Here is a 26038-nt window from a genome sequence, read left to right on the forward strand (position 1 = left end):
TCCCCACGTCACAGCAGAACGGCTCAAGGCACCGCATGCCCCAGCACATCTCCGGGTCCGACCGCACCGCGGCCCGGTCGGCGCCCCCCGCCGCCCGGAGCGCCGACCGGCCGCCCGCACCCTCGTCGCTCGACGAGCTGTGGCGGTCCTACAAGGCGACGGGCGACGGACACCTGCGCGAGCAGCTGATCCTGCACTACTCGCCGCTGGTGAAGTACGTCGCGGGCCGCGTCAGCGTAGGACTGCCACCCAACGTCGAGCAGGCCGACTTCGTGTCCTCCGGGGTCTTCGGGCTCATCGACGCCATCGAGAAGTTCGACATCGAGCGGGCCATCAAGTTCGAGACGTACGCCATCACCCGCATCCGCGGCGCGATGATCGACGAACTGCGCGCCCTGGACTGGATCCCCCGCTCCGTGCGGCAGAAGGCGCGCGCGGCCGAGCGGGCCTACGCGACGCTCGAGGCCCAGTTGCGGCGCACGCCCTCGGAGGCCGAGGTCGCTGCGGAGATGGGCGTCGGCGTCGACGAACTGCACGCAGTGTTCAGTCAGTTGTCGCTGGCCAACGTCGTTGCCCTTGAGGAGTTGCTGCATGTCGGCGGCGACGGCGGCGACCGGCTCAGCCTCATGGACACGCTGGAGGACACGGCCGCCGACGACCCCGTAGAGGTGGCCGAGGACCGCGAGCAGCGAAGACTGCTCGCCCGGGCCATCAACACCCTGCCCGACCGCGAGAAAACGGTGGTCACGCTCTACTACTACGAGGGCCTGACCCTCGCCGAGATCGGGAACGTACTCGGCGTGACCGAGAGCAGGGTCAGCCAGATCCACACGAAGTCGGTCCTCCAGCTGCGGGCCAAATTGGCGGATTTGTAGAGTGGGCGCGTGCCAAGGATTCGAGCGGCCTCCGTGGCCGAGCACCGGACCATGCAGCGCGGCGCCCTGCTCGACGCCGCACGCTCCCTCCTGTCGGAAGGCGGCACCGAGGCGCTGACCTTCCCCGCTCTCGCCGAGCGCACGGGCCTCGCGCGGTCCTCCGTCTACGAGTACTTCCGCTCACGTGCCGCCGTCGTCGAGGAGCTGTGCGCCGTCGACTTCCCCGTCTGGGCGGCCGAGGTGTCCGCCGCCATGGCCGCCGCGGACACCCCGCAGGCCAGGATCGAGGCGTACGTGCGCACGCAGCTCGCCCTCGTCGGCGACCGGCGTCACCGCGCCGTCGTCGCCATCTCGGCAGGCGAGCTGGACGACGGCGCCCGCGAGAAGATCCGCGCCGCCCACGGTGGGCTCGTGGCCATGGTCGTGGCGGCACTCGGCGACCTCGGCCACCGCAGCCCGCGCCTCGCCGCGATGCTCCTCCAGGGCATCGTGGACGCGGCCGTGCGCCGCATCGAGCTCGGCGCGGCCGAGGAACCCGGCGAGATCGCGGACGCGGCGGTCGCGACGGCGCTCAGGGGCATCGCAGGCCCGGCCTGACCCCACAGCGGCAGCAGCCGCGAGGGGCCGCGGCGCAGCAGCCCGGGCGGCAGCAGCGACAGCGGGTCCAGGTAGGCGCCCGCGCGCAGCAGTCCCCAGTGCAGGCAGGCCGCCGCGCAGTGGTAGGGGCCGGCGGAGACCCGCGCCACCACCTGGCCGGCGCGCACCGCGTCGCCCCTGGCCACCAGGGGCACCACCGGCTCGTACGTCGTACGCAGCGGTGGCGTCCCCGTGCCGGACAGCGCGATCGACACCACCCCGCGGCCCGCCACCTTCCCCGCGAAGGACACGCGCCCCCCTGCGGCGGCGCGTACCGGCGCCCCGCGCGCCGTGGCCAGGTCGACGCCCCGGTGGCCCCGCCCGTACGCGGAAGCCGGCGGCAACCAGCCCCGCACGACCGCCGGCCGGTCTCCCACGGGCCAGGCCCGGCCCACCGCGGGAGCCGCCGCGGCGACGCCCGGCGGCCCGGGCCGGGGAGCGGACGCGGCGGACCCGCCCGCCATGGGCCCGGCGCACCACAAAAGCACCGCGGCGACCAGCGCACAACGCAAAGTGACCATGTGCCAACCCTCCCGCGGCGGGGCACGTCCGCGGGGATCATGAGCGGCATCTGTGGACAAGGCGCCGGTTGTGGACAACGCCGTCACCCGGGGGTGCGAAGGTCCCGTACAATTCATGTGCGGCCCGGGTCACCGGGTCGACTTCGCACGCCCCGACGTCGTCGTTCGACTGCCGACGTCAGCGCCTCTCGGTCCCTCGTGGCACGGCGCGCAGGGCGTCAGGCGCGACCGCCGTCCGGCGGTCGCGACAACCGAGTACCTAGGAGTACGGCCATGGCCGTCGTCACGATGCGGGAGCTGCTGGAGAGCGGCGTCCACTTCGGTCACCAGACCCGCCGCTGGAACCCGAAGATGAAGCGCTTCATCTTCACCGAGCGCAACGGCATCTACATCATCGACCTGCTCCAGTCGCTGTCGTACATCGACCGCGCCTACGAGTTCGTCAAGGAGACCGTCGCGCACGGCGGCTCCATCATGTTCGTCGGCACCAAGAAGCAGGCGCAGGAGGCGATCGCCGAGCAGGCGACGCGCGTGGGCATGCCCTACGTCAACCAGCGCTGGCTCGGCGGCATGCTGACCAACTTCTCCACCGTCTACAAGCGCCTCCAGCGCCTCAAGGAGCTGGAGCAGATCGACTTCGAGGACGTGGCCGCCTCCGGCCTCACCAAGAAGGAGCTCCTGGTCCTCTCCCGCGAGAAGGCCAAGCTGGAGAAGACCCTCGGCGGTATCCGCGAGATGCAGAAGGTGCCGAGCGCCGTCTGGATCGTCGACACCAAGAAGGAGCACATCGCCGTCGGTGAGGCGCGCAAGCTCCACATCCCGGTGGTCGCGATCCTGGACACCAACTGCGACCCCGACGAGGTCGACTACAAGATCCCGGGCAACGACGACGCGATCCGCTCCGTCACCCTGCTCACCCGCGTGATCGCCGATGCTGCTGCCGAGGGCCTCATCGCCCGCTCCGGCGTGGCGACCGGCGACCAGAAGCCGGGTGAGAAGGCCGCGGGCGAGCCGCTCGCCGAGTGGGAGCGCGACCTGCTGGAGAAGAAGGGCGAATCCGAGGGCGCCGAGAAGCCGGCCGCCGCGGAGAAGCCGGCCGAGGCCGCCGCCGAGGTGCAGACCTCCGCCGAGACGGCCAAGGTCGCCGACGCCGAGCAGGCCGAGGAGGCCCCGGCAGCGGAGACCCCGGCCGCCGAGGCCCCCGCCGCGGAGACCCCGGCCGCCGAGGCCCCTGCCGCGGACACCGCCGAGCAGGCCTGACCTCACGGTTCGCAGCGACGGCGGGGGCCCACCGGCCCCCGCCGTCCACCCGTAGATCTTCGACCTCTTAAGAGAGAAACACAGATGGCGAACTACACCGCCGCCGACGTCAAGAAGCTCCGCGAGCTCACCGGCGCCGGCATGATGGACTGCAAGAAGGCCCTGGACGAGGCCGACGGCAATGTCGACAAGGCCGTCGAGCTGCTCCGCGTCAAGGGCCAGAAGGGCGTCGCCAAGCGCGAGAGCCGCAGTGCCGAGAACGGCGCCGTGGTCTCCCTCATCGCGGACGACCGCACCTCCGGTGTCCTGCTCGAGCTGAAGTGCGAGACGGACTTCGTCGCCAAGGGCGAGAAGTTCCAGGCCGTCGCCGCCGCGCTCGCCGAGCACGTCGCCAAGAGCACGCCCGCCGACCTGCAGGCGCTGCTCGCCTCCGAGATCGAGGCCGGCAAGACCGTCCAGGCGTACGTCGACGAGGCCAACGCCAACCTCGGCGAGAAGATCGTCCTGGACCGCTTCGCGCAGTTCCCCGCGGACGGTGGCTTCGTCGCCGCCTACATGCACCGCACCATGCCCGACCTCCCGCCGCAGGTCGGCGTCCTGGTCGAGCTGGACAAGGAGAACGCCGAGGTCGCGAAGGACGTCGCGCAGCACATCGCCGCGTTCGCGCCCAAGTACCTCGGCCGTGAGGACGTCCCGGCCGAGGTCGTGGAGAACGAGCGCCGCGTCGCCGAGGCCACCTCGCGCGAGGAGGGCAAGCCCGAGGCCGCCCTGCCGAAGATCATCGAAGGCCGGGTCAACGGCTTCTTCAAGGAGGTCACCCTCCTCGACCAGCCGTTCGCGAAGGACAACAAGAAGTCCGTCAAGAAGGTCCTGGACGAGGCCGGTGTCACGCTGAAGCGCTTCGCGCGCATCCGCGTCGGCGCCTGACCGCTGCGCCGGCGCCAGCGCGCCGGCGCAGTCGTACACGGAGGACGGCGGACCCCGCTAGGGTCTGATGCAGTCGTCGGCCGCGTACCTGCCGGACGACCGCAGATCCGACGAGGAGGCCATTGCCGCCAGGGACGACACCCGACCCACCGGCAATGGCCTTCGTCGTATGTGTACGAGGAGAACCCCATGAGCAAAGACGCGGACGCCGTTCCTTCCACCGACGACCGGAACGCCGAGGGCCCACGCCCGCGGCGCTTCATGCTGAAGCTCTCCGGTGAGGCGTTCGCCGGAGGGGGAGCGCTCGGCGTCGACCCCGACATCGTGCACGCCATCGCGCGCGAGATCGCGGCCGTGGTCAGGGACGGTGCGCAGATCGCGGTCGTCATCGGCGGCGGCAACTTCTTCCGTGGCGCCGAGCTGCAGCAGCGGGGCATGGACCGGGCGCGCTCCGACTACATGGGCATGCTCGGCACGGTCATGAACTGCCTGGCGCTCCAGGACTTCCTGGAGAAGGAGGGCGTCGAGACCCGCGTCCAGACCGCGATCACCATGGGACAGGTGGCTGAGCCGTACATCCCGCTGCGCGCCGTGCGCCACCTGGAGAAGGGACGCGTCGTCATCTTCGGCGCGGGCATGGGTATGCCGTACTTCTCCACCGACACCACCGCGGCGCAGCGCGCGCTGGAGATCCACGCGGAAGCCCTGCTGATGGGCAAGAACGGCGTGGACGGCGTCTACGACTCCGACCCCAAGACCAACCCGGGCGCCGTGAAGTTCGACGCGCTCGGGTTCGGCGAGGTCATCTCGCGCGACCTGCGCGTCGCCGACCTGACCGCGATCACGTTGTGCCAGGACAACAAGCTGCCGATCCTGGTCTTCGAGCTGCTGGCCGAGGGCAATATCGCGCGAGCGGTCAAGGGTGAGAAGATCGGCACTCTCGTGAGCGACCACGGCGGCAGGGACTGAGGTCTTGTCCCCGCGGCCCCGTACGGACAAAGCCCTGCCGGTACCACACCGTGCAGACCGCCCTCACAACACGCAGGAGCAAGTGGTGATCGAAGAGACCCTCCTCGAAGCCGAGGAGAAGATGGAGAAGGCCGTCCTGGTCGCCAAAGACGACTTCGCCGCGATCCGCACCGGGCGCGCGCACCCGGCGATGTTCAACAAGATCGTGGCCGACTACTACGGTGCCATGACGCCCATCAACCAGCTCGCCTCGTTCTCGGTGCCCGAGGCGCGGATGGCCGTGGTGACCCCGTTCGACAAGAGCGCCCTGCGCAACATCGAGCAGGCGATCCGCGACTCCGATCTCGGTGTCAACCCGAGCAACGACGGCAATATCATCCGGGTGGTGTTCCCCGAGCTCACCGAGGAGCGCCGCAAGGAGTTCATCAAGGTCGCGAAGACCAAGGCCGAGGACTCGAAGATCTCGATCCGCGCCGTGCGCCGCAAGGCCAAGGAGACCATCGACAAGCTGGTCAAGGACGGCGAGGTCGGCGAGGACGAGGGCAGGCGGGCCGAGAAGGAGCTCGACGACACGACCGCGAAGTATGTCGCGCAGGTCGACGAGCTGCTCAAGCACAAGGAATCCGAGCTGCTCGAGGTCTGATGAACGACTCTTCCCGCGGTGCCCCGCCGGCAGCCGGCTACTGGGCCGCCTCCGACCAGGGGGCTTCCCCGGCGGGTCCCGCCCGCGATGAGCCCGAGGCGCAGCAGACTCGGCCCATGCCCATCGTGCCCGACGGACCCGCACCGGGCGGACCGCTGTTCCGTGACGAGACGCCGCAGGAGCCCATGGCGCAGAACCCGGCACCGCATCCCGCACCCGGCCCGCCCCCGCAGAAGAAGCGTGCGGGACGCGATCTGCGCGCGGCGATAGGGGTCGGGGTCGGCCTCGGTGCCGTGGTCGTGGCGTCACTGTTCATCGTCAAGGCCGTGTTCGTCGGGGTGATCGCGGCCGCCGTGGTCGTCGGCCTGTGGGAGCTGACCAGCAGGCTGGACGAGAAGAAGGGCATCAAGGCGCCGGTCGTCCCACTCGCCGTCGGCGGCGCCATGATGGTCGTCGCCGGCTACGTCTGGGGAACGGAGGGCGCCTGGCTCGCGATGGCGCTGACCGCGCTCGCCGTGCTGGTGTGGCGGATGACCCAGCCGCCCGACGGCTACCTGCGGGATGTCACGGCGGGCGTCTTCGCCGTGTTCTACGTGCCCTTCCTCGCCACCTTCGTCGCGCTGATGCTCACCCCGCACGACGGTCCCTGGCGGGTGCTGACGTTCGTCATCCTCACCGTGATCAGCGACACGGGCGCGTACGCGGTCGGCTGGCGGTTCGGCCGCCACAAGCTCGCGCCGCGCATCAGCCCGGGCAAGACCCGCGAGGGCCTCGTCGGCGCCGTCACGTTCGCGATGGTGGCAGGGGCGTTGTGCATGCAGTTCCTGGTCGACGACGGGGTGTGGTGGCAGGGACTGCTGCTGGGCCTGGGCGCGGCCGTGAGCGCGACGCTCGGCGACCTCGGCGAGTCGATGATCAAGCGGGACCTCGGGATCAAGGACATGGGCACCCTGCTGCCGGGCCACGGCGGCATCATGGACCGGCTCGACTCGCTCCTGCCGACGGCGCCCGTGGTCTGGCTGCTGCTGGTGCTGTTCGTCGGCTCGCACTGACGGCTCAAACTGTCGGCTCGCACTGACCCGTCGCCCGTCCGGCCGAGCGGGTACGCTGAATGGGTCCGCCGCCCACTGCGGTGGGCCCATTTGTGTCCCGCCCCCGAGCCTGTCCCCGCCCCGTGACATGCCCGGGGCCGCGCGGCCGAGTCGCGGGATCCCCGCCGTACGTACCGAGGAGTTGTCGCTCATGCCCGCGCCGAAGCCGGGGGAACTCACCTTCGCCGCCCCCCGCGGCGCGAAGCGCCCGCCGCGGCACCTCGCCGACCTCACGCCCGCCGAGCGCCGCGAGGCCGTGGCGGCGGCGGGGGAGAAGCCGTTCCGGGCCAAGCAGCTCTCCCAGCACTACTTCGCGCGGTACGCGCACGCGCCCGAGCAGTGGACCGACATCCCCGCCGGGTCGAGGCAGCGACTCGCGGACGCGCTCCTGCCCGACCTCATGTCCGTCGTGCGGCACATCTCGTGCGACGACGACACGACGCGGAAGACGCTCTGGCGCCTGCACGACGGCACCCTCGTCGAGTCCGTGCTGATGCGCTACCCCGACCGGGTCACCATGTGCATCTCCTCGCAGGCCGGCTGCGGCATGAACTGCCCGTTCTGCGCCACGGGCCAGAACGGCCTCGACCGCAACCTCTCGACGGCCGAGATCGTGCACCAGATCGTCGACGGCATGCGCGCCCTGCGTGACGGCGAGGTCCCGGGGGGCCCGGCACGTCTGTCCAACATCGTCTTCATGGGCATGGGCGAGCCGCTCGCCAACTACAACCGGGTGGTCGGCGCCATCCGCAGGCTCACCGACCCGGAGCCCGACGGCCTCGGCCTCTCGCAGCGCGGGATCACGGTGTCGACGGTGGGCCTCGTGCCCGCGATGCTGCGCTTCGCCGACGAGGGGTTCAAGTGCCGCCTCGCGGTGTCCCTGCACGCGCCGGACGACGAGCTGCGCGACACTCTCGTCCCCGTCAACACGCGCTGGAAGGTGCGCGAAGTGCTGGACGCGGCCTGGGAGTACTCGGAGAGGTCGGGTCGCCGCGTCTCGATCGAGTACGCGCTCATCCGGGACATCAACGACCAGGCGTGGCGCGGCGACCGGCTCGGCCGCCTGCTCAAGAACCGGCGGGTGCACGTCAATCTCATCCCGTTGAACCCGACGCCGGGCTCCAAGTGGACGGCGTCGCGCCCCGAGGACGAGCGGGCGTTCGTGGACGCGATCGCCGCCCACGGCGTGCCGGTGACTGTGCGGGACACGCGCGGGCAGGAGATCGACGGCGCGTGCGGCCAGCTGGCGGCGTCCGAACGCTGACCGCCCCGCCCCCCCTCGCACGCGCGTTCCCGCGCCGTGCGGCCGTGTGTACCCTGGTGGCTGACACAACGCATACAACCCATACCGCATACACCCGACAGGGGAGCGCCACAGCGCTGAGAGTGCGGCAGCGGCCCGGGGCATGGGACCCGGGTCCAGGCCGCAGACCCTCTGAACCTCGCCCAGGTCATTCTGGGTAGGAAGTCCGGTCTTCACCTCATGCTGTTGCGCCCTGCCCCGGTCCGCCCACGCGGACCGGGGCAGGGCCGCGTCTCTTCCTGGACTGGACGTCCCAGGAGGAAAACAAGTGCCCACCACAAGAAAGCTCGCGGCTGCCGCGCTCGCCGCCGCGGTCGGTGCCACCGCCCTCGCCGCCTGCGGAGGGCAGGGCGGGCAGGGCGGCGGAGGCGACGCGGGCGCCGCGAAGTCCAGGACGGTCACGCTGGTGAGCCACGACTCGTTCGCCGCCTCGCCGACCGTCCTGAAGGAGTTCACCAAGGAGACGGGCTACACGGTCAAGGTCCTCAAGAGCGGTGACGCGGGCGAGGCCGTCAACAAGGCCATCCTCACGAAGGGCGCCCCGCAGGGCGACGTCTTCTTCGGCGTCGACAACACGCTGCTCAGCAGGGCGCTCGACAACGGCCTGTTCACCCCGTACACCCCCAAGGGCATCGACCGTGTCGATCCCGCCACCCGGCTCGACAAGGCCAAGCACCGGGTCACCCCCATCGACAGCGGCTACCTCTGCGTCAACTACGACCGCGCGTACTTCGCCCGCCACAGGCTCGCGCCGCCGAAGACCTTCGCCGACCTCGTCAAACCGCAGTACAAGAACATGCTGGTGACGGAGAACGTCGCCACCTCGTCGCCCGGCCTCGGCTTCCTCCTCGGCACGATCGCCCGCTACGGCGACTCCGGCTGGCAGGGCTACTGGAAGAAGCTCAAGGCCAACGGCGTGCAGGTGGTGGACAGCTGGGAACAGGCCTACGACCAGGACTTCTCCGGGTCCGCCGGCGGCAAGAAGGCCAAGGCGACGCGCCCGCTCGTCGTCTCGTACGCCTCCAGCCCGCCGTCCGAGGTGCTGTACGCCAAGCCCCGGCCCAAGAGCCCGGCGCAGGCGCCCACCGGCGTCGCCACGGGCACCTGCTTCCGCCAGATCGAGTTCGCCGGACTGCTGGACGGCGCGAAGAACACCGCGGGCGGCAAGGCCCTGATCGACTTCATGATCAGCAAGCGGTTCCAGGAGGACATGCCGCTGCAGATGTTCGTCGACCCGGTCGTCAAGGGGGCCAAGGAGCCCGCGGTCTTCACGAAGTTCGGCGCGAAGATCACGGACGGTGAGTCCATGGCGCCGCCCAGGATCGCCGCGCACCGCGACCAGTGGATCCAGACGTGGTCCTCGCTCCTGGTGAAGTGAGGGACGCCGCGGGACCCGGCGCCCCGCCGGGTTTCCGGACCGCGGGGCGCGGCCGGGCCGTGCGCACCGCGGCCGTACGGCTGGCCCTGATGGCACTGCCCCTCGCCTTCTTCGCGGTCTTCTTCGCCTATCCGGTCGTCTCGATCGTCGGGCGCGGCCTCAGGACCGCGGACGGCTGGCAGCTCGGGGCACTCACCCAGGTGCTCGGCAGGCCGGACATCCTGCGGGTCCTGTGGTTCACACTGTGGCAGGCGCTCGCCTCGACGGGGCTCACCCTGCTGATCGCGCTGCCGGGCGCGTACGTATTCGCGCGGTTCTCCTTCCCCGGCAAGCAGGTGCTGCGCGCCGCCGTCACCGTGCCGTTCGTGCTCCCGACAGTCGTGGCGGGAACGGCGTTCCTCGCGCTGCTCGGCAGGGGAGGCCTGCTCGACCAGCTGTGGGGCGTACGCCTCGACACCACGGTCTGGGCGATCCTGCTCGCGCACGTCTTCTTCAACTACGCGGTCGTGGTGCGGACCGTCGGCGGCCTGTGGGCGCAGCTCGACCCGCGCCAGGAGGAGGCCGCGCGCGTGCTCGGGGCGAGCCGGTTCGCCGCCTGGCGCAGGGTGACCCTGCCCGCGCTCGCGCCCGCCGTGGCGGCCGCGGCGCTGATGGTGTTCCTGTTCACCTTCACGTCCTTCGGCGTCATCCAGATCCTCGGCGGGCCCGGCTTCTCCACGCTCGAAGTGGAGATCTACCGGCAGACCGCCGAACTGCTCCAGCTGCCGACCGCCGCGATCCTGACGCTCGTGCAACTCGTCGCCGTGGGCGCCGTGCTCGGCGTGCACGCCTGGACGGTGCGGCGCAGGGAGGGCGCGCTGCGCCTCGTCGACCCGTCCACGACCGCGCGCCGGCCGCGCGGCGCCGGGCAGTGGGCGCTGCTCTGCGGGGTCCTGGCGAGCGTCGCACTGCTGCTGTTCCTGCCGCTCGCGGTGCTCGTCGAGCGTTCGCTCGACACACCCGGCGGGCAAGGCTTCGCCTACTACAGGGCGCTGACCTCGGTCGACGCGAGCGGTACCTTTCTCGTGGCGCCTCTGGAAGCCGTCTGGAACTCCGTGCGCTACGCCGTCGTCGCTGCGGTGATCGCGCTGGTGATCGGGGGGCTCGCGGCGGCGGCGCTGACCCGGCGCGCCGGGCGGTTCGCGCGCGGGTTCGACGCCCTGCTGATGCTGCCGCTCGGCGTGTCGGCCGTCACCGTCGGCTTCGGCTTCCTCATCACGCTCGACAAGCCGCCGCTCGACCTGCGCTCCTCGTGGGTCCTCGTGCCGCTCGCGCAGGCGCTCGTCGGAGTGCCCTTCGTCGTGCGGACGATGCTCCCGGTGCTGCGCGCCGTGGACGGCAGGCTGCGCGAGGCGGCCGCCGTGCTCGGCGCCTCGCCGCTGCGGGTCTTCCGCGAGGTCGACCTGGCGCTGGTGCGACGTGCGCTGCTCGTCGCCGCCGGGTTCGCGTTCGCCGTCTCGCTCGGCGAGTTCGGCGCGACGGTCTTCATCGCGAGGCCCGGCAACCCGACCCTGCCCGTGGCGGTCGCCCGCCTGCTCTCGCGCCCCGGCGACCTCACGTACGGCGAGGCGATGGCGCTCTCCACGGTCCTGATGATCGTGTGCGCGCTCTCGCTGCTGCTGCTCGAACGCATCCGCACCGACCGCTCGGGAGAGTTCTGATGGCGCTGCTGACACTGGAGGACGTCACCGTGCGGTTCGGCGCGCGCGCCGCGCTCGACGCGGTACGGCTCGACGTCGCCGAGCACGAGATCGTCAGCGTGCTGGGGCCGAGCGGCAGCGGCAAGTCCACGTTGCTGCGCGTGATCGCGGGGCTCCAGGCCCCCGGCAGCGGGCGGGTGCTGCTCGACGGGGCCGACCAGGCGGCCGTGCCCGTGCACCGCAGGGGCGTCGGGCTGATGTTCCAGGACCATCAGCTGTTCCCGCAGCGTGACGTGGCGGGCAACGTCGCCTTCGGGCTGCGCATGCACGGCGCCACACGCACCGAACAGCACAGCCGCGTCGAGGAGTTGCTCGAACTGGTGGGCCTGCCCGGCGCGGGCGGGCGTGCCGTGTCCGCGCTGTCGGGCGGCGAGCAGCAGCGCGTCGCGCTGGCCAGGGCGCTGGCGCCGAGGCCGCGGCTGCTGATGCTGGACGAGCCGCTCGGCCAGCTCGACCGCGGCCTGCGCGAGCGCCTCGTCGTCGAACTGCGCGGCCTGTTCGGCCGGCTCGGCACGACGGTGCTCGCCGTCACGCACGACCAGGGCGAGGCGTTCGCGCTCGCCGACCGGGTGGTCGTCATGGGGGACGGCCGGGTGGCGCAGACCGGCACGCCGCTCGGCGTGTGGCAGCGCCCCGCCTCCCCGTTCGTCGCGCGCTTCCTCGGCTTCGACAATCTCGTCCCCGCCGCCGTCGGCGACGAGAGCGCCGACACGCCCTGGGGGAAGCTGCCGGTGGCGCCCGGCTCACTGCAGGGCGGGCGGACGGTACTGGTCAGGCCCGCCGGGGTGCGCATGGCCGCGCCTGACGACGGGCTGCGCTGCGAGGTCGTGACCCGCACGTTCCGCGGCAGCCGCGTCGTCGTGCGGCTGCGGCCCGAGGACGGCGGCCCGCCGCTCGACGCGGAGTGCGCACCGGCCCTGGCGCCGCGCGAGGGCGACACCGTCGGCGTCACGTTCAGCGCGGACGACGTGGTCGTACTGGCGGAGCCCGGCACAGGCGCGGACGCGGATGCGAAGGCGGGCCTCAGAACCGGATCGCGTAGTACTTGACCCGCTCGTCCTGCGCCACGAGGCGCATCCCCGCCGACGCCATCACCCGCTGGGAGGCGACGTTGGCGTGGTCGGCGTCGCCGCACACCCCGCGCACGCCGAGCGCACGCACCCGGGCGAGCAGCCCGCGCAGCGCCTCGCGCGCGTAGCCGTTGCCGTGCTGCGAGGCGATCAGGCTGTAGCCGACCGTCACGGTGTCCCGCGCGTCCGGCCGGCCGTTGAAGCCGAGGCCGCCTATCGCGCACCCGTCCGAGCGGCGCCTGATCTCGTACGTCCCGAACGGCGCCGGGTCGCCGCTGATCGAGCACGTCGCGAGGTAGGAGCTGACGCCCTTCACATCGAACGCGTCCGGGTAGCCGGGCGCCCAGCGGTCGCCGGGGCCCGGCGCGCAGGACACGACACGCTCGGCCTCCTCGGTGCTCAGAGGGTGCAGCACGAGCCGCCGCGTGGTGACATCCCCCGAGACGCCCCCCGTCGCGGTCATCAGGCCCGGGCCGTCCGTCCCGCGAGCGCCGCCAGTGCCGCCGGGGCCTCCTCGACCGTATCGACGAGTGCGATCCGGTCCGCCATGGAACGCTCCTCGGCCAGCGCACGCAGCAGCGGCCAGGCCGGCAGCTCCCTGGTCCAGTGCTCGCGGTCGACCAGCACCATCGGGGTCGGCTCGCCGCGCGAGGCGTAGTAGTTGGGCGTCGCGTTGTCGAAGATCTCCTGCACGGTGCCCGCGGCGCCCGGCAGGAACACGACGCCCGCCGTGCAGCGTGCCAGCAGCCCGTCCTCGCGCAGCGCGTTGGCGAAGTACTTGGCGATGTGGCTCGCGAACGGGTTCGGCGGCTCGTGCCCGTAGAACCAGGTCGGGATCCCCACCGACCGCGCGCCGCCCGGCGCACGCTCCCGCACCTCGAAGGCGGCGCGCGCCCAGTCGGTGACCGACGGCCGGAACGAGGGCGTCTTGCCCAGCAGTTCCAGGGAGCCGGCCAGCACGTCGTCGTCGAACGACGAGAGGTACGCGCCGAGGTTGGCCGCCTCCATCGCGCCCGGGCCGCCGCCCGTGGCGACGGTGAGCCCGCTTCGCGCGAGGGAACGCCCGAGCCGGGCGGCGCCCGCGTACGCGTCGGTGCCGCGCGCCATCGCGTGCCCGCCCATCACGCCCACGACCGCCGCGCCCGCGAGGAGCTCGTCGAGCGCGTCGGAGACCGCGTCGTCGTGGACGGCCCGCAGCATCGACGCGAAGACGTCGCCGTCGTCCTTGGTGCGCTGGAACCAGCCGTACGCGCGTGCGTCGGGCGTCGCCTCGTAACCGTCGGACGCGAGGCCGTCGAAGAGCTGCTCGGGGGTGTACAGCAGGCCGCGGTACGGGTCGAACGGCAGGTTGGGCACGGGCGGGAAGACCATGGCGCCGTCCGCGCGCACCTTCGCGAGCGCCTCGGGCTCCATCGGGCACCCGAGGAAGACCGAGCCCGCGGTGTCCGTTTCGAGCAGCCGTCCTGTGCGGCCCGTCAGGTCGACGGACTGGACGCGGTATCCGCCGAGGCCGCCCCCCGCCGCCCTGAGGTCGAACTCCTCCAGCGTCTCGATCTCGCGGTCCTGCGGGACTTCGCCCGCGCTGTCCCCGCCCGGCTCGTGTCTCTGCTGCGGTATCGGCACGGCGCCATGCTAATGCCCCTCACAGCACCGGCGGCGGGAGCGCCGCTCCCGTCAGCGGCCGAGCGGCGCGGCGGCGAGCTCCGCGATGATCCAGGTCAGGGGCGCGAAGACGGCGGCGAGCGCGAGCACGCGGACACCCGCGGCCGTGCGGACAACCGTCGTGGGCGTGCCCGCCTCGCCCAGCGAGAGGTTCGTCTCCTCGCGCGTCTTCACGGCCTCTGCCGCGGCCGTGAGCACGCTCGCCAGCGCGCAGCCGATGACGAGGACGGCGCCGAGCCCGGTGAGGACGCCGTACGGGCGCCGGTCGCCCGGGCCGTACAGGGCGGCCGCCGCGAACGTGCCGGACACCACCGCGCACAGCACGCCGAGCGGGCGGCCGACGGAACGGGCCTGCGCCATCAGCGCACGTCCGGCGAGCAGCCGTACCGCGCCGGGCCGCGCGCTCTGCAGCAGCCAGCCGCACAGGTGGCTGATGCCGGGCCCGGCGAGCGCGAGGCCCACCGCCGTCAGCGCCCACCCGCCGAGCACCCCGGCCGGGCTGCCCTCGAAGCGGCCGGGCAGCGGCAGCGGCGTGCGGTCGCCGCCGCCGCTCGCGTACGTCTCCACGGCGAGGCCCGCCGCGGTGAGGGCCACACCCCACGGGAGTCCGGCGGGCGCGGACGTCGCGCCGGGCTCTGCGGCCTTGCGCTCCCGCACGGAGGGCCTCAGCGCGCAGGCCGCGGCGGCCGACGCCAGCACGGGCACGGCCGCGAGCAGCAGTACCACCGCACCGGCAGGCACCGTGCCGTTGCCCGCGAGAAGCCGACGTGACGCCCCGTCGAGCGGCAGGCCGGAACCGTCGCCGCGCAGGTGCCAGAAGGCGAGCAGCGCGACGAGTGAGCCGAGCACGCAGGAGACGGCCGTCGTCATGGCCGCGTACACGGTGAGCCTGACCGGGCCGAGGCCGATCGCCGAGAGCCCGGGGCGCGGCCGCGTGCCCGGGTCCGTCCGCGCGACGGCCACCGCGAGCTGCACGGCCGCGGCGGCCGGCACGGCGCACCACAGCAGGCGTAGCAGGGCGCCCTCGGGGTGGTCGACCGCCCACATCAGCGTGCACAGCAGCAGGAAGCCGACGCCCGCGGAAGCGGCCGCCACCAGCAGGCGGCGCAGCTGGACGAGTGGGCGTGAGCCGCGGGCTAGACGGAGAGCGAGCACGCTTCTTGCCCTTCCGCCTCCGGGGTGGCGGCGTCGGCGCGGCGGCCGTCGACCAGGGGCAGGCAGTGGTCGGCGAGCGCCGCCGCGTCCTCGTCCAGCGTGGCGAGTACGACGGTGACGCCGTGCGAGCGCGCCGCGGTCGTCAGCGTGCGCAGCACCTGCGCGCGGTCGGAGGCGTGCAGCGACGCGGTGGGCTCGTCGGCGAACAGCACGGCGGGACGGGCCGTCAGCGCGCGCGCCACCGCGATGCGCTGGCGCCGGTGCCGTGGCAGCGCCGCGGGCTTCCTGCCGGCGCAGTCGGCGACGTCGAGGCGTTCGAGCCACTCCATCGCGGCGGCCTTGGCGGCGCGCTGCGAGGTGCCGCGCAGGAGCAGGGGGAGCGCCGCGTTCTCCCAGCCGTTCAGCTCGGGGACGAGGGAGGGTTCGGGGCCGATCCACGCGAACCTCTCGGCGCGCAGCCTCTCGCGCTGCGCCCTGCGCAGGGTGTGCACGGGGTGGCCGTCGAACCACACCTCGCCCTCCTGCGGCACCAACTGGCCCGACAGGCACCGCAGCAGGGTCGTCTTGCCGCAGGCCCGCGGCCCGCGCACGGCGAGGACGTGGCCCTCGCGCACCCCGAGCGAGATCCCGGACAGCGCGGGGGAGCCTTCCAGTGAGCAGTGCACGGAACGCGCCCACAGCACGTCGTCGTCCGGCGGAGCCACCATGGCGTACACCTCGGTTCTGCTCGCACGGTCCGCCCTTGGCCGGGCCGCGGACTTCGGATCAGATGGTCACTGGCACGGTAGGCAGCGACCGCGAGGCGGGCGGGCAGTACGCGGCGCGGGTGCCCCTGTCTCACTCGATCGGGGGCACCCGGGCGGCGGGCGCGCGGCGCCGGAGGCCGGCGTCCTGCTCAGAGCTTCGTCCACGCCTCCGTGAGGACCGTGCGCAGGACCGACTCGATCTCGTCGAAGGTCGACTGGTCGGAGATCAGCGGCGGCGCCAGCTGCACGACCGGATCGCCGCGGTCGTCGGCACGGCAGTACAGGCCGTTGTCGTAGAGCGCGTGCGAGAGGAACCCGTACAGCACCCGCTCGGTCTCCTCGTCGGTGAACGTCTCCTTGGTGGCCTTGTCCTTCACGAGCTCGATGCCGTAGAAGAAGCCGTTGCCGCGGACGTCGCCCACGATCGGCAGGTCGTGGAGTCTGCTGAGCGTGTTGAAGAACGCGGACTCGTTGTCCAGCACGTGCTGGTTGAGGCCCTCGCGCTCGAAGATGTCGAGGTTGGCGAGGCCGACCGCGGCGGAGACCGGGTGGCCGCCGAACGTGTAGCCGTGCAGGAAGGTGTTGTCGCCCTGGTAGAACGGCTCAGCGAGGCGGTCGGAGACGATGCAGGCACCGATCGGCGAGTAGCCGGACGTCATGCCCTTGGCGCAGGTGATCATGTCCGGCACGTAGCCGAACCTGTCGCACGCGAACATCGTGCCGAGCCGGCCGAAGGCGCAGATCACCTCGTCGGAGACGAGCAGCACGTCGTACTTGTCGCAGATCTCCCGCACCCGCTGGAAGTACCCCGGCGGCGGCGGGAAGCAGCCGCCCGCGTTCTGCACCGGCTCCAGGAACACGGCGGCGACCGTGTCGGGGCCCTCGAAAAGGATCTGCTGCTCGATCTGGTCGGCGGCCCAGCGCCCGAACGCCTCGGGGTCGTCGCCATGGATCGGCGCGCGGTAGATGTTGGTGTTGGCCACCTTGTACGCGCCGGGGACCAGCGGCTCGAACGGCGCCTTCAGGTCGGGCAGGCCCGTGATGGACAGCGCGCCCTGCGGCGTGCCGTGATAGGCGACCGCGCGCGAGATGACCTTGTACTTCGTCGGCTTGCCGGTCAGTTTGAAGTACTGCTTGGCGAGCTTCCAGGCCGTCTCGACGGCCTCGCCGCCGCCCGTGGTGAAGAAGACCTTGTTCAGGTCGCCCGGTGCGTAGTGGGCGAGCCGTTCGGCGAGCTCGACCGCCTTGGGGTGAGCGTACGACCACACGGGGAAGAAGGCCAGCTCCTGCGCCTGCTTGTAGGCGGTCTCGGCCAGCTCGTGCCTGCCGTGGCCGGCGTTGACCACGAACAGGCCAGACAGGCCGTCCAGGTAGCGCTTGCCGTCGGCGTCGTAGATGTGGGTGCCCTCGCCACGCACGATGGTGGGCACGGGTGCGTTCTCGTACGACGACATGCGGGTGAAGTGCATCCACAGGTGGTCGTACGCGGTCTTGGAGAGGTCCTTGCTCACGGCTATCGGGTTCCCCACATGTAGGTCTGCTTCCTGAGCTTGAGGTAGACGAAGCTCTCGGTCGAGCGCACGCCGGGGAGCGTGCGGATCCGTTTGGTGATCACTTCGAGCAGGTGGTCGTCGTCCTCGCAGACGATCTCCACCATCAGGTCGAACGAGCCCGCGATCACGACCACGTACTCGCACTCGTCCATGGCGGTCAGCGCCTCGGCGACGCCGTCCACGTCGCCCTCGACGTTGATCCCGACCATCGCCTGCCGCCTGAAGCCCACGGTGAGCGGGTCCGTGACGGCGACGATCTGCATCACGCCCTGGTCGAGCAGCTTCTGCACGCGCTGGCGCACGGCCGCCTCGGACAGGCCGACCGCTTTGCCGATCGCCGAGTAAGGGCGCCGCCCGTCCTCCTGGAGCTGTTCGATGATGGCGAGGGAGACGGCGTCGATCCCGTGGGTCGAGCCGTTCCCGTTCCTGAACTCTGCGCTGCGACTGGCCACGCCCTCACTGTGCCTTGGTACTCGTCTGTCACGCAACCCCGTATCGATGAAATTCGTTGTCTTGAGAGCTGAAATAAACCGAATCCGAAGTTACGGGGCGTCGGGCCTGTCGAAAGCGTCGGGTACCTGACTAGGCTGGGCGTCTCACACATCGGACAACCGACCGACAGGAGGGGTGGCAGTGACCACCGAGCCGCGCCGTCTGCGCAACTACATCAACGGCGAGTTCCGGGACGCAGCCGACGGGCGCACCACCGACGTGGTGAACCCGGCCACGGGGGAGGTCTACGCCACGGCGCCGCTGTCGGGCCCCGCTGACGTCGACGCGGCGATGGAGGCCGCCGCCGCCGCGTTCCCCGCCTGGCGCGACACCACGCCCGCCGAGCGCCAGAAGGTCATCCTCAAGATCGCGGACGCCTTCGAGGAGCGCGCCGAGGAACTCATCGCGACCGAGTCGGAGAACACCGGCAAACCCCTCGGCCTCACGCGCACCGAGGAGATCCCGCCGATGGTGGACCAGATCCGCTTCTTCGCGGGCGCGGCGCGGATGCTGGAGGGCCGCTCGGCCGGAGAGTACATGGACGGCCTCACCTCGTTCGTACGGCGCGAGCCGGTAGGCGTCTGCGCGCAGGTCGCCCCGTGGAACTATCCGATGATGATGGGCGTGTGGAAGTTCGCCCCGGCGCTCGCCGCGGGCAACACCGTCGTGCTGAAGCCGTCCGACACGACGCCCGCCTCCACCGTCCTGATGGCCGAGATCATCGGGTCCGTGGCGCCCAAGGGCGTCTTCAACGTCATCTGCGGCGACCGCGACACCGGCCGCGCCATGGTCGAGCACCCGACGCCCGCGATGGCGTCCATCACCGGCTCCGTCCGCGCCGGCATGGAGGTCGCCGGTTCCGCGGCCAAGGACGTCAAGCGCGTCCACCTCGAACTCGGCGGCAAGGCGCCCGTCATCGTCTTCGACGACGTCGACATCCCCAAGGCCGTCGCGGGCATCTCGGAGGCCGGCTACTTCAACGCGGGACAGGACTGCACGGCCGCCACGCGCGTCCTCGTCCACGAGTCGATCCACGACGAGTTCGTCGCGGAACTGGCCAAGGCCGCCGACTCCACCAAGACGGGCGAGGCGGACGACGAGGACGTGCTGTACGGGCCGCTCAACAACGCGAACCAGCTGGAGCGTGTCTCCGGCTTCATCGACCGGCTGCCCGCACACGCGAAGGTCGTCACCGGCGGCCACCGCGTCGGCGACAAGGGCTACTTCTACGCGCCGACCGTCGTCTCGGGCCTCAAGCAGGACGACGAGATCATCCAGAACGAGGTGTTCGGCCCGGTCATCACCGTGCAGTCCTTCACGGACGAGGCGCAGGCACTCGGCTACGCGAACGACGTCGAGTACGCGCTCGCCTCGTCCGTGTGGACGAGGGACCACGCGCGTGCCATGCGCCTGTCGAAGTCCCTCGACTTCGGCTGCGTCTGGATCAACACGCACATCCCGCTGGTCGCGGAGATGCCGCACGGCGGCTTCAAGAAGTCCGGCTACGGCAAGGACCTGTCGGCGTACGGCTTCGACGACTACACGCGCGTCAAGCACGTGATGACGGCGCTGGAGGACTGAGCCGCGCGTGGCCGCCGCCCGGGGCGGGCGGCGGCCCCCTGGGCGGTACGCCGGCGCGAGCAGGAGACGGTGCCGGGCTCCGGGACGTCGAGACCCTCCGCGAACGAGGCGATCTCGGCCCCGGTCCGTGCGGTGATCGGCGGGGTCGGCGCGTTGTGCCCCTTGTCCGTCACGTCCGCTCATCCCCGCTGCCCGCGGCCATGCCACGCGAGCCCGACACCAACCGGGCGAGCACCTCGATCCTGTTGGTCGTCAGCGCGTCGATGCCCGCGCGGATCAGGCGCCGCATCCGCCACCCCGTGTCGACGGTCCACGCGGACACCAGCAGCCCGTCGCGGTGGCCGCGGGCGATCACCTCCTCCGTGGCCAGGCCGAAGCGGTAGTTGACCCACCGCGGCCGTACCGCCGCGAGCAGCGAGGGCAGCGGCGGCGCCACCGTGCTCCACGTCATGGCGATCTCGGCCTCCGGCTCGACCGCGCGCACCCCGAGCATCGTGGACGGCGCGCCCGTCCAGTACACCCGCTCGCTCGCGCCGCACTCACGCACGACCCCCGCCATGGCGCGCACCGCCTCGGGCGTCGCGCCCGGCAGGTCGAGCTGCAGCCGGCACTCCGTCGCGAGCAGCGCCTCACGCAGGGACGGCACGCCGCCCGACGTCACCTCGGTGAGCTCGCTCGCCGTGACGTCGGCGAGCGGCCGCGGGTCGCCCCAGAGGCGTTCGAGCGAGGCGTCGTGCAGCAGCACGGGCACGCCGTCACGGGTGAGCCTGACGTCGGTCTCGACCGCGTCCGCCCCACGCGCGGCGGCGGAGCGGATCGAGGCGACGGTGTTCTCCCGCAGCCGGTACGGGTCGCCGCGGTGCGCCACGGCGACGAAGCCCCGGCGGCTCACCGGGCGAGCCACGCGTCGGCGTAGGCGTCGATCTCGCCGGCGAGCGTCTTCTTGCCCGCCTGGTCGAGGAAGGACGCCTCCACGCCGTTCTTCGCGAGAGCGGCCACACCCCGCTCGTCCAGGCCCAGCAGCCTGGCGGCGACCCCGTACTCCTGGTTGAGGTCGGTGCCGAACATCGGCGGGTCGTCGCTGCCGATCGTGACCAGCACGCCGGCCTCCACCATCCGCGCCAGGGGGTGCTCGTCGAGGAGGGCGACCGCCCGGGTCGCGATGTTGGAGGTGGGACACACCTCCAGCGCAATGCGGTGCTCCGCCAGGTGCTTGAGCAGCGCGGGGTCCTGGACGGAGCTGGTGCCGTGCCCGATGCGCTCCGCGCGCAGCTCCCGCAGCGCGTCCCACACGGTATCCGGCCCCGTCGTCTCCCCGGCGTGCGGCACGGAGTGCAGGCCCGCGGCGATCGCCCGGTCGAAGTACGGCTTGAACTGCGGGCGCGGCACGCCGATCTCCGGCCCGCCGAGCCCGAAGCCGACCAGGCCCTCGGGGCGCAGGTCCACCGCGAGCCGCGCCGTCTCCTCGGCGGACGGCAGGCCCGCCTCGCCCGGGATGTCGAAGATCCACCGCAGGACCACGCCGAGTTCGGACTCCGCGGCCTTGCGGGCATCCTCTATGGCCTCGATGAACGCCACTTCGGGGATGCCGCGGCTGGTCGAGCTGAACGGGGTGACCGTCAGCTCGGCGTAGCGGATGTTCTGCCGCGCCATGTCCCGGGCGATCTCGAACGTCAGCAGCCGGATGTCCTCGGGCGTGCGGATCAGGTCGACCACCGACAGGTAGACCTCGATGAAGTGCGCGAAGTCGGTGAACGTGAAGTAGTCGGCGAGCGCCTCCTGATCGGTCGGCACCTTCGAGTCGGCATGCCGGCCGGCGAGTTCGGCGACGATGCGGGGGGAGGCGGAGCCGACGTGGTGCACGTGCAGCTCGGCCTTGGGCAGCCCGGCGATGAACGGGTGCAGGTCGGTCATGGGGTCCTCCAGTGAACCGGTCGGGCCGGAGCGGGCGCGGCCCAGGCCCGGCATCGACGGATCATCGTATGCGCAGCGGCGCCGAGGGCCTCGCAGATCGCGGGCGTGACGGCGCTTGTAGCATGACTGCTCACACGATGGGGGAGCGCGATGCCAGACCACCACGGGCAGCAGGCGGGCGGGGAGCAGCCGCAGGATCCATGGGCGCCGCCGGAGCGGCGGCCCTCGCTCGACAAGCCCGCCGCAGGACCCGGGGGGCCGGCCGGTCCTCCTTCCGGCGGCTCGGTGCACGAGCAGCCGACCATGGCGGCGCCTGCCTCCGACAGCGGTCCGGGCGCGTTCGACGGGCCCGCCGTGCCACCGCCGCCCCCGGCACCGGGCCCGTACGGCTACCCGAACCAGGCCCCGGGCTCCGCGCCGCAGGGGACAGGCTCCGCCCCGGGGTCCGCGTACGGCAGCGGGCAGCCTTCGTCCTACGGCTACCCGCAGTACCCCGGTGGCGCCGGCTCCTACCCGGGTGGCCCTGGCCCGTACTCCGGCGGCCCGGCCCCCTACCCGGGCAGCCACTGGGGCGTACAGCCGATGCCGTCGAACGGCATGGGCACGGCGGCGATGGTGCTCGGCATCATCTCGGTGGTCGGCTTCTGCATGTACGGGGTCGTCGGCCTGATCGCGGGCATCCTCGCGATCATCTTCGGCATCAAGGGCCGCAGAAAGGCGGACAGCGGGCAGGCCACCAACCGCGGCGCGGCGACCGCGGGCCTCATCCTCGGCTGGATCGGCGCGGTCATCGGCCTGCTGGTGATCGCGTTCATCGTGGTCGCCATCGTCATCGGCATCAACGATTCGCACGACGACACGCCGCTCAAGGACGGCGACCCCTTCGCCACGTCGCTCGTCGTGGACCACCCGGCCCGCTGACCCGCCCGCCCGGGCGGCCGTTGCCGTCCGGGCGCCCCCGCTTTGTCATGCCCGGGCAAGCCGCCCGCGGGCCTCCATCAGGGCGAAGCCGAGCAGGTTCCCGCCCCGCCACCGCGCCGGGTCCCCGGCGCGCTCGTCGTCCGCGGCCAGACCGATGCCCCACACGCGATCCAGCGGACTGGCCTCCACCAGTACGCGCCCGCCCGTGGCGAGCAGGAAGCCGCGCAGGGCGGCGTCGCCGCCGAACTTGTGCATGCTGCCGGCCACCACCAGGGCGAACCGTTCGCGCTGCCAGACGTCTTCGTCGAAGCCGCGCACCAGCCGCCCGGCCTTCTTGGCCTGAGACGGATGGCCCGCGGCGAGCACCGCACGCTCGGCCTCCGCGTCCGCGAACAGGCGCGCCTTGCCCGCCATCATCCAGTGCTCGGCCGTCGCGTACTCGACGCCGTCGACCGTGAAGGGCGAAGGCCACCACTGGCTGAGGCAACTCGCCGAAAGCCTGCCGTCCCGGCGGGGCGCGTGCCCCCAGAAGTACAGGAACCTGATCCGCTCGCCCCGCTGTGCGCGCTCGGCGAGGTCGCGTAAACACGCCATATCCGCCCGGTCGCCGCTGGTGCCCTCGTCCACGGGGGCGAGTCTGCCAGGGCCGTGAGCCACACGTGCCGCGCCGGACGTCGACGGCTTCCGTCATCGACCGATTCCGTTGCGTGACCAAAAGGAAACAACGGAATCCCTTGTTGCATGGGCAATGCTCTGCCAGGATCATCACTCAATCGACGCTCGGACAACGGAGAACGTCATGGGTGACCGCTTCCAGGCGAAGCAACGCTTCACGGACGGAGCGCAGTTCATCGGCGGACGCCTCGTGCACGGCACCTCGGGACGCACCCAGAACGTGGTGGATCCGGCCACCGGCGAGACCGTGCTCACCTACGAACTCGCCTCCACCGCCGACGTGGACGCGGCCGTCGCCGCCGCCCGCGCCGCGTTCCCCGGCTGGTCATCGGCCACCCCGGGCGAGCGCTCCGACGCACTGCACCGCTTCGCCGCCGTGCTCGCGGCGCGCGCCGGCGACTTCGCGCGCGCCGAGTCGCTCCAGTGCGGCAAGCCCCTCAAGCTGTCCGCCGGCTTCGACGTGCCGGGCACGGTCGACAACGCCGCGTTCTTCGCGGGCGCGGCCCGTCACCTCCAGGGCGTCTCCGCCGGCGAGTACAGCGCGGACCACACCTCGTACGTACGCAGGGAGCCCATCGGCGTCGTGGGCTCCATCGCCCCCTGGAACTATCCCCTCCAGATGGCCGCGTGGAAGATCCTCCCGGCCGTCGCGGCGGGCAACACCATCGTGCTGAAGCCGGCCGAGATCACGCCGCTCACCTCCCTGATGTTCGCCCGGGCCGCGCAGGAGGCAGGTATCCCCGACGGCGTGATCAACATCGTCAGCGGCGCGGGGCCCGACGCCGGCGAGCACCTCGTCGGCCACCCGGACGTGGCGATGACGTCGTTCACCGGCTCCACCGCCGTCGGCAGGCGCGTCGCCGCGATCGCTACCGCCAACGTCACCCGCCTCCACCTCGAACTCGGCGGCAAGGCGCCTTTCGTGGTCTTCGACGACGCCGACCTGGAGGCCGCCGTGCACGGCGCCGTCGCCGGCGCGCTCATCAACACCGGCCAGGACTGCACGGCAGCCACCCGCGCGTACGTGCAGCGTCCGCTGTACGACGCGTTCGTGGCCGACGTCGCCGCGCTGATGGAGACCGTGCGCGTCGGAGACCCCTTCGCGGACGACACGGACCTCGGACCCCTCGTCAGCCACGCCCAGCGCGACCGCGTCGCGGGATTCGTGGACCGCGCCCGCGGCTGCGCACGGATCGTCACCGGGGGCGAGTCGCCAGGCGGCGCACTCGCCCCCGGCGCCTACTACCGCCCCACCCTCATCGCGGACGCGGCGCAGGACAGCGAGGCCGTCCAGTCCGAGATCTTCGGGCCCGTGCTCGTCGCCGTCCCCTTCGACACCGACGACGAGGGCATCGCGCTCGCCAACGACACCCCCTACGGACTCGCGGCCTCCGCCTGGAGCCGCGACGTCTACCGCACCGGCCGCGCCACCCGCGAGATCAGGGCCGGCTGCGTGTGGATCAACGACCACATCCCGATCATCAGCGAGATGCCGCACGGCGGCTACCAGCACAGCGGTTGGGGCAAGGACATGTCGGCGTACTCGTTCGAGGAGTACACGCAGGTCAAGCACGTCATGTACGACAACACCGGGGTGTCGCGGAAGGACTGGCACCGCACGATCTTCGGGGACCGGACGTGACACACACACCCGAGAGGGCGAAGCCCATGGCACACGACGCACCAGAGAGCCTGTCGTCCGTCCAACTGGCGGCCATTCACCGCCACCTCACCACCGGCAGGGGCGCCCTGACCCGCCGTTCGCTGCTGCGCGCGGGCGGTGTCGGCGCGCTCACGTTCGGCGGCTTCGCCGCGCTCACCGGATGCGGCATCCCCGCCGCGAAGAAGGACGCGAAGGCAGGAGGAGGCGACCCCGACTACTCGGCCCACGAGAAGGAGATCGTCTTCTCCAACTGGACCGAGTACATCGACGTCACGGACGACGGGAAGCACTACCCCACGCTGGAGGCGTTCACCCGGCGCACCGGTATCAAGGTCACGTACAAGACCGATATCAACGACAACAACGAGTTCTTCGGCAAGATCCAGCCGCAGCTCGCCGCCGGGCAGGACATCGGCCGCGACATCATCGTGCTCACCGACTGGCTCGTGGGCCGCATCATCGGCCTCGGCTGGGCACAGACCCTCGACGCGTCCCTCATGCCGCACGCCTACGCCAACCTCATCGACGCCTTCCGCGCCCCCGACTGGGACCCCGGCCGTGCCCACTCCTACCCCTGGGCCGGCATACCCACCGTCATCGCGTACAACGTCAAGGCCACCGGCGGCCGCAAGGTCGACTCCGTCTCGCAGCTGCTGGACGACCCGAAGCTCAAGGGCCGCGTCGCCTTCCTCACCGAGATGCGCGACACCATGGGCATGACGCTGCTCGACATGGGCAAGGCCCCCGAGACGTTCAGCACCGACGACTACGACGCGGCCCTGGCCCGCCTCCAGAAGGGCGTGGACTCGCACCAGATCCGGCGCTTCGCGGGCAACGACTACACCTCCGACCTCGACAAGGGCGACATCGCCGCCTGCCTCGCCTGGGCCGGCGACATCGTCCAGCTCCAGGCCGAGAACCCGGCGGTCAGGTACGCCATCCCCAAGACCGGCTACATGATCTCCAGCGACAACATGATGGTCCCGGCCAAGGCGAGGCACCGCTCCAACGCCGAGCGCCTGATGGATTACTACTACGAGCCGCCCGCCGCCGCGAAGCTCGCCGCCTACACCAACTACGTGTGCCCCTGCGACAACGTGAAACCGCAGCTCGCGAAGCTCGACAAGGACGCGGCGAACAACGTCCTGATCATTCCCGACGCGAAGATGCAGGCCGCCTCGCACAACTTCCGCTCCCTGAGCAACAAGGAAGACACGGCGCTGGAGCAGAAGTTCTCCCGCCTCATCGGCGCCTAGGCGTCGTC

At 71.7% G+C, this 26038-nt stretch carries 24 protein-coding genes, 1 pseudogene and 1 riboswitch; of the genes and pseudogenes, 15 read left to right on the plus strand and 10 right to left on the minus strand.

The window, feature by feature from the left end:
• The first annotated feature begins 35 nt into the window (after positions 1 to 35).
• Positions 36 to 875: an RNA polymerase sigma factor WhiG gene (whiG, locus tag IH48_RS0128465; RefSeq protein WP_030910799.1), complete on the plus strand. Its 840-nt coding sequence runs from the start codon at positions 36 to 38 to the stop codon at positions 873 to 875.
• 33 nt (positions 876 to 908) lie between these two features.
• Positions 909 to 1472 carry a TetR/AcrR family transcriptional regulator gene (locus IH48_RS0128470; RefSeq protein ID WP_030910803.1) on the plus strand — a complete coding sequence of 188 codons (564 nt, stop codon included), beginning with the start codon at positions 909 to 911 and terminating at the stop codon, positions 1470 to 1472.
• 122 nt (positions 1473 to 1594) lie between these two features.
• On the opposite strand, the pseudogene IH48_RS35345 reads toward IH48_RS0128470, so the two are convergent.
• A pseudogene (locus IH48_RS35345) lies at positions 1595 to 2149 on the minus strand (peptidoglycan DD-metalloendopeptidase family protein); the annotation flags it as partial.
• Between the two features lie 156 nt (positions 2150 to 2305).
• Between IH48_RS35345 and rpsB the strand changes: the two are divergent.
• From rpsB to IH48_RS0128515, 9 genes are all read left to right on the plus strand, one after another.
• The gene (gene rpsB / locus IH48_RS0128475) at positions 2306 to 3292 is read left to right on the plus strand and encodes a 30S ribosomal protein S2 (protein WP_030910806.1); all 987 of its coding nucleotides are present in this window, start codon (positions 2306 to 2308) and stop codon (positions 3290 to 3292) included.
• Between the two features lie 84 nt (positions 3293 to 3376).
• The gene (gene tsf / locus IH48_RS0128480; protein ID WP_030910809.1) at positions 3377 to 4219 is read left to right on the plus strand and encodes a translation elongation factor Ts; all 843 of its coding nucleotides are present in this window, start codon (positions 3377 to 3379) and stop codon (positions 4217 to 4219) included.
• Positions 4220 to 4408: 189 nt separating this feature from the next.
• Entirely contained in the window at positions 4409 to 5188 is a 780-nt protein-coding gene (gene pyrH, locus IH48_RS0128485; protein WP_030910811.1) for a UMP kinase, read from the plus strand.
• 85 nt (positions 5189 to 5273) lie between these two features.
• Complete coding sequence (gene frr / locus IH48_RS0128490) at positions 5274 to 5831, plus strand: ribosome recycling factor (RefSeq protein WP_030910814.1); 558 nt, start codon at positions 5274 to 5276, stop codon at positions 5829 to 5831.
• Positions 5831 to 6883, plus strand: coding sequence for a phosphatidate cytidylyltransferase (locus tag IH48_RS0128495; protein WP_030910817.1), 1053 nt, complete (start codon positions 5831 to 5833; stop codon positions 6881 to 6883). Before frr ends, IH48_RS0128495 begins: the two co-directional genes overlap by 1 nt.
• A 190-nt stretch (positions 6884 to 7073) precedes the next feature.
• Positions 7074 to 8186, plus strand: a complete 1113-nt coding sequence (gene rlmN / locus IH48_RS0128500) for a 23S rRNA (adenine(2503)-C(2))-methyltransferase RlmN (RefSeq protein ID WP_030910820.1) — start codon at positions 7074 to 7076, stop codon at positions 8184 to 8186.
• A gap of 89 nt (positions 8187 to 8275) precedes the next feature.
• Positions 8276 to 8406, plus strand: a riboswitch (TPP riboswitch).
• Between the two features lie 87 nt (positions 8407 to 8493).
• Positions 8494 to 9603 carry a thiamine ABC transporter substrate-binding protein gene (locus tag IH48_RS0128505; RefSeq protein WP_030910822.1) on the plus strand — a complete coding sequence of 370 codons (1110 nt, stop codon included), beginning with the start codon at positions 8494 to 8496 and terminating at the stop codon, positions 9601 to 9603.
• Between the two features lie 89 nt (positions 9604 to 9692).
• Positions 9693 to 11303, plus strand: a complete 1611-nt coding sequence (locus IH48_RS0128510) for an ABC transporter permease (RefSeq protein WP_030910825.1) — start codon at positions 9693 to 9695, stop codon at positions 11301 to 11303.
• Positions 11303 to 12391: an ABC transporter ATP-binding protein gene (locus tag IH48_RS0128515; protein WP_051840782.1), complete on the plus strand. Its 1089-nt coding sequence runs from the start codon at positions 11303 to 11305 to the stop codon at positions 12389 to 12391. Before IH48_RS0128510 ends, IH48_RS0128515 begins: the two co-directional genes overlap by 1 nt.
• On the opposite strand, the gene IH48_RS0128520 is transcribed toward IH48_RS0128515, so the two are convergent.
• The 6 genes from IH48_RS0128520 to IH48_RS0128545 all read right to left on the minus strand — a co-directional run bounded on the left by IH48_RS0128520 (position 12366) and on the right by IH48_RS0128545 (position 17980).
• On the minus strand, positions 12366 to 12875 hold the full coding sequence (locus tag IH48_RS0128520; RefSeq protein WP_030910829.1) for a GNAT family N-acetyltransferase: 510 nt from the start codon (positions 12873 to 12875) through the stop codon (positions 12366 to 12368). The genes IH48_RS0128515 and IH48_RS0128520 overlap by 26 nt on opposite strands.
• Positions 12875 to 14035, minus strand: a complete 1161-nt coding sequence (locus IH48_RS0128525; protein ID WP_234434413.1) for an LOG family protein — start codon at positions 14033 to 14035, stop codon at positions 12875 to 12877. The genes IH48_RS0128520 and IH48_RS0128525 overlap by 1 nt, the downstream gene beginning before the upstream one ends.
• 51 nt (positions 14036 to 14086) lie before the next feature.
• Positions 14087 to 15229: a hypothetical protein gene (locus IH48_RS0128530; RefSeq protein WP_030910835.1), complete on the minus strand. Its 1143-nt coding sequence runs from the start codon at positions 15227 to 15229 to the stop codon at positions 14087 to 14089.
• Positions 15211 to 15936 carry an ABC transporter ATP-binding protein gene (locus tag IH48_RS0128535; RefSeq protein WP_030910838.1) on the minus strand — a complete coding sequence of 242 codons (726 nt, stop codon included), beginning with the start codon at positions 15934 to 15936 and terminating at the stop codon, positions 15211 to 15213. Before IH48_RS0128535 ends, IH48_RS0128530 begins: the two co-directional genes overlap by 19 nt.
• A 188-nt stretch (positions 15937 to 16124) precedes the next feature.
• Positions 16125 to 17504: an aspartate aminotransferase family protein gene (locus IH48_RS0128540; RefSeq protein WP_078850113.1), complete on the minus strand. Its 1380-nt coding sequence runs from the start codon at positions 17502 to 17504 to the stop codon at positions 16125 to 16127.
• Positions 17489 to 17980 (minus strand): Lrp/AsnC family transcriptional regulator, encoded by a 492-nt coding sequence (locus IH48_RS0128545; protein WP_030910843.1) that lies wholly within the window; start codon positions 17978 to 17980, stop codon positions 17489 to 17491. Before IH48_RS0128545 ends, IH48_RS0128540 begins: the two co-directional genes overlap by 16 nt.
• Before the next feature lie 181 nt (positions 17981 to 18161).
• Between IH48_RS0128545 and IH48_RS0128550 the strand changes: the two genes are divergently transcribed.
• Positions 18162 to 19601 (plus strand): gamma-aminobutyraldehyde dehydrogenase, encoded by a 1440-nt coding sequence (locus tag IH48_RS0128550; RefSeq protein WP_030910846.1) that lies wholly within the window; start codon positions 18162 to 18164, stop codon positions 19599 to 19601.
• 169 nt (positions 19602 to 19770) lie between these two features.
• Here IH48_RS0128550 and IH48_RS0128560 read toward each other — a convergent pair whose 3' ends face one another.
• Together IH48_RS0128560 and IH48_RS0128565 are read right to left on the minus strand one after the other, a co-directional pair.
• On the minus strand, positions 19771 to 20493 hold the full coding sequence (locus tag IH48_RS0128560; protein ID WP_107059398.1) for a glycerophosphodiester phosphodiesterase: 723 nt from the start codon (positions 20491 to 20493) through the stop codon (positions 19771 to 19773).
• Positions 20490 to 21569, minus strand: coding sequence for an adenosine deaminase (locus tag IH48_RS0128565; protein WP_420705553.1), 1080 nt, complete (start codon positions 21567 to 21569; stop codon positions 20490 to 20492). The genes IH48_RS0128560 and IH48_RS0128565 overlap by 4 nt, the downstream gene beginning before the upstream one ends.
• Before the next feature lie 96 nt (positions 21570 to 21665).
• Here IH48_RS0128565 and IH48_RS0128570 point away from each other — a divergent pair, with 96 nt between their 5' ends.
• The gene (locus IH48_RS0128570) at positions 21666 to 22436 is read left to right on the plus strand and encodes a DUF4190 domain-containing protein (protein WP_030910858.1); all 771 of its coding nucleotides are present in this window, start codon (positions 21666 to 21668) and stop codon (positions 22434 to 22436) included.
• 45 nt (positions 22437 to 22481) lie between these two features.
• Here the strand turns inward: IH48_RS0128570 and IH48_RS0128575 are convergent, their stop codons facing one another.
• Positions 22482 to 23030: an NADAR family protein gene (locus tag IH48_RS0128575; protein WP_030910861.1), complete on the minus strand. Its 549-nt coding sequence runs from the start codon at positions 23028 to 23030 to the stop codon at positions 22482 to 22484.
• Between the two features lie 205 nt (positions 23031 to 23235).
• Here IH48_RS0128575 and IH48_RS0128580 point away from each other — a divergent pair, with 205 nt between their 5' ends.
• Positions 23236 to 24753, plus strand: a complete 1518-nt coding sequence (locus IH48_RS0128580; RefSeq protein WP_030910863.1) for a gamma-aminobutyraldehyde dehydrogenase — start codon at positions 23236 to 23238, stop codon at positions 24751 to 24753.
• A 26-nt stretch (positions 24754 to 24779) separates the two neighbouring features.
• The gene (locus tag IH48_RS0128585; RefSeq protein ID WP_030910866.1) at positions 24780 to 26030 is read left to right on the plus strand and encodes an ABC transporter substrate-binding protein; all 1251 of its coding nucleotides are present in this window, start codon (positions 24780 to 24782) and stop codon (positions 26028 to 26030) included.
• Positions 26031 to 26038 lie beyond the last annotated feature (8 nt).

The organism is Streptomyces sp. NRRL F-5126, from assembly GCF_000721265.1.
GTDB lineage: Bacteria > Actinomycetota > Actinomycetes > Streptomycetales > Streptomycetaceae > Streptomyces.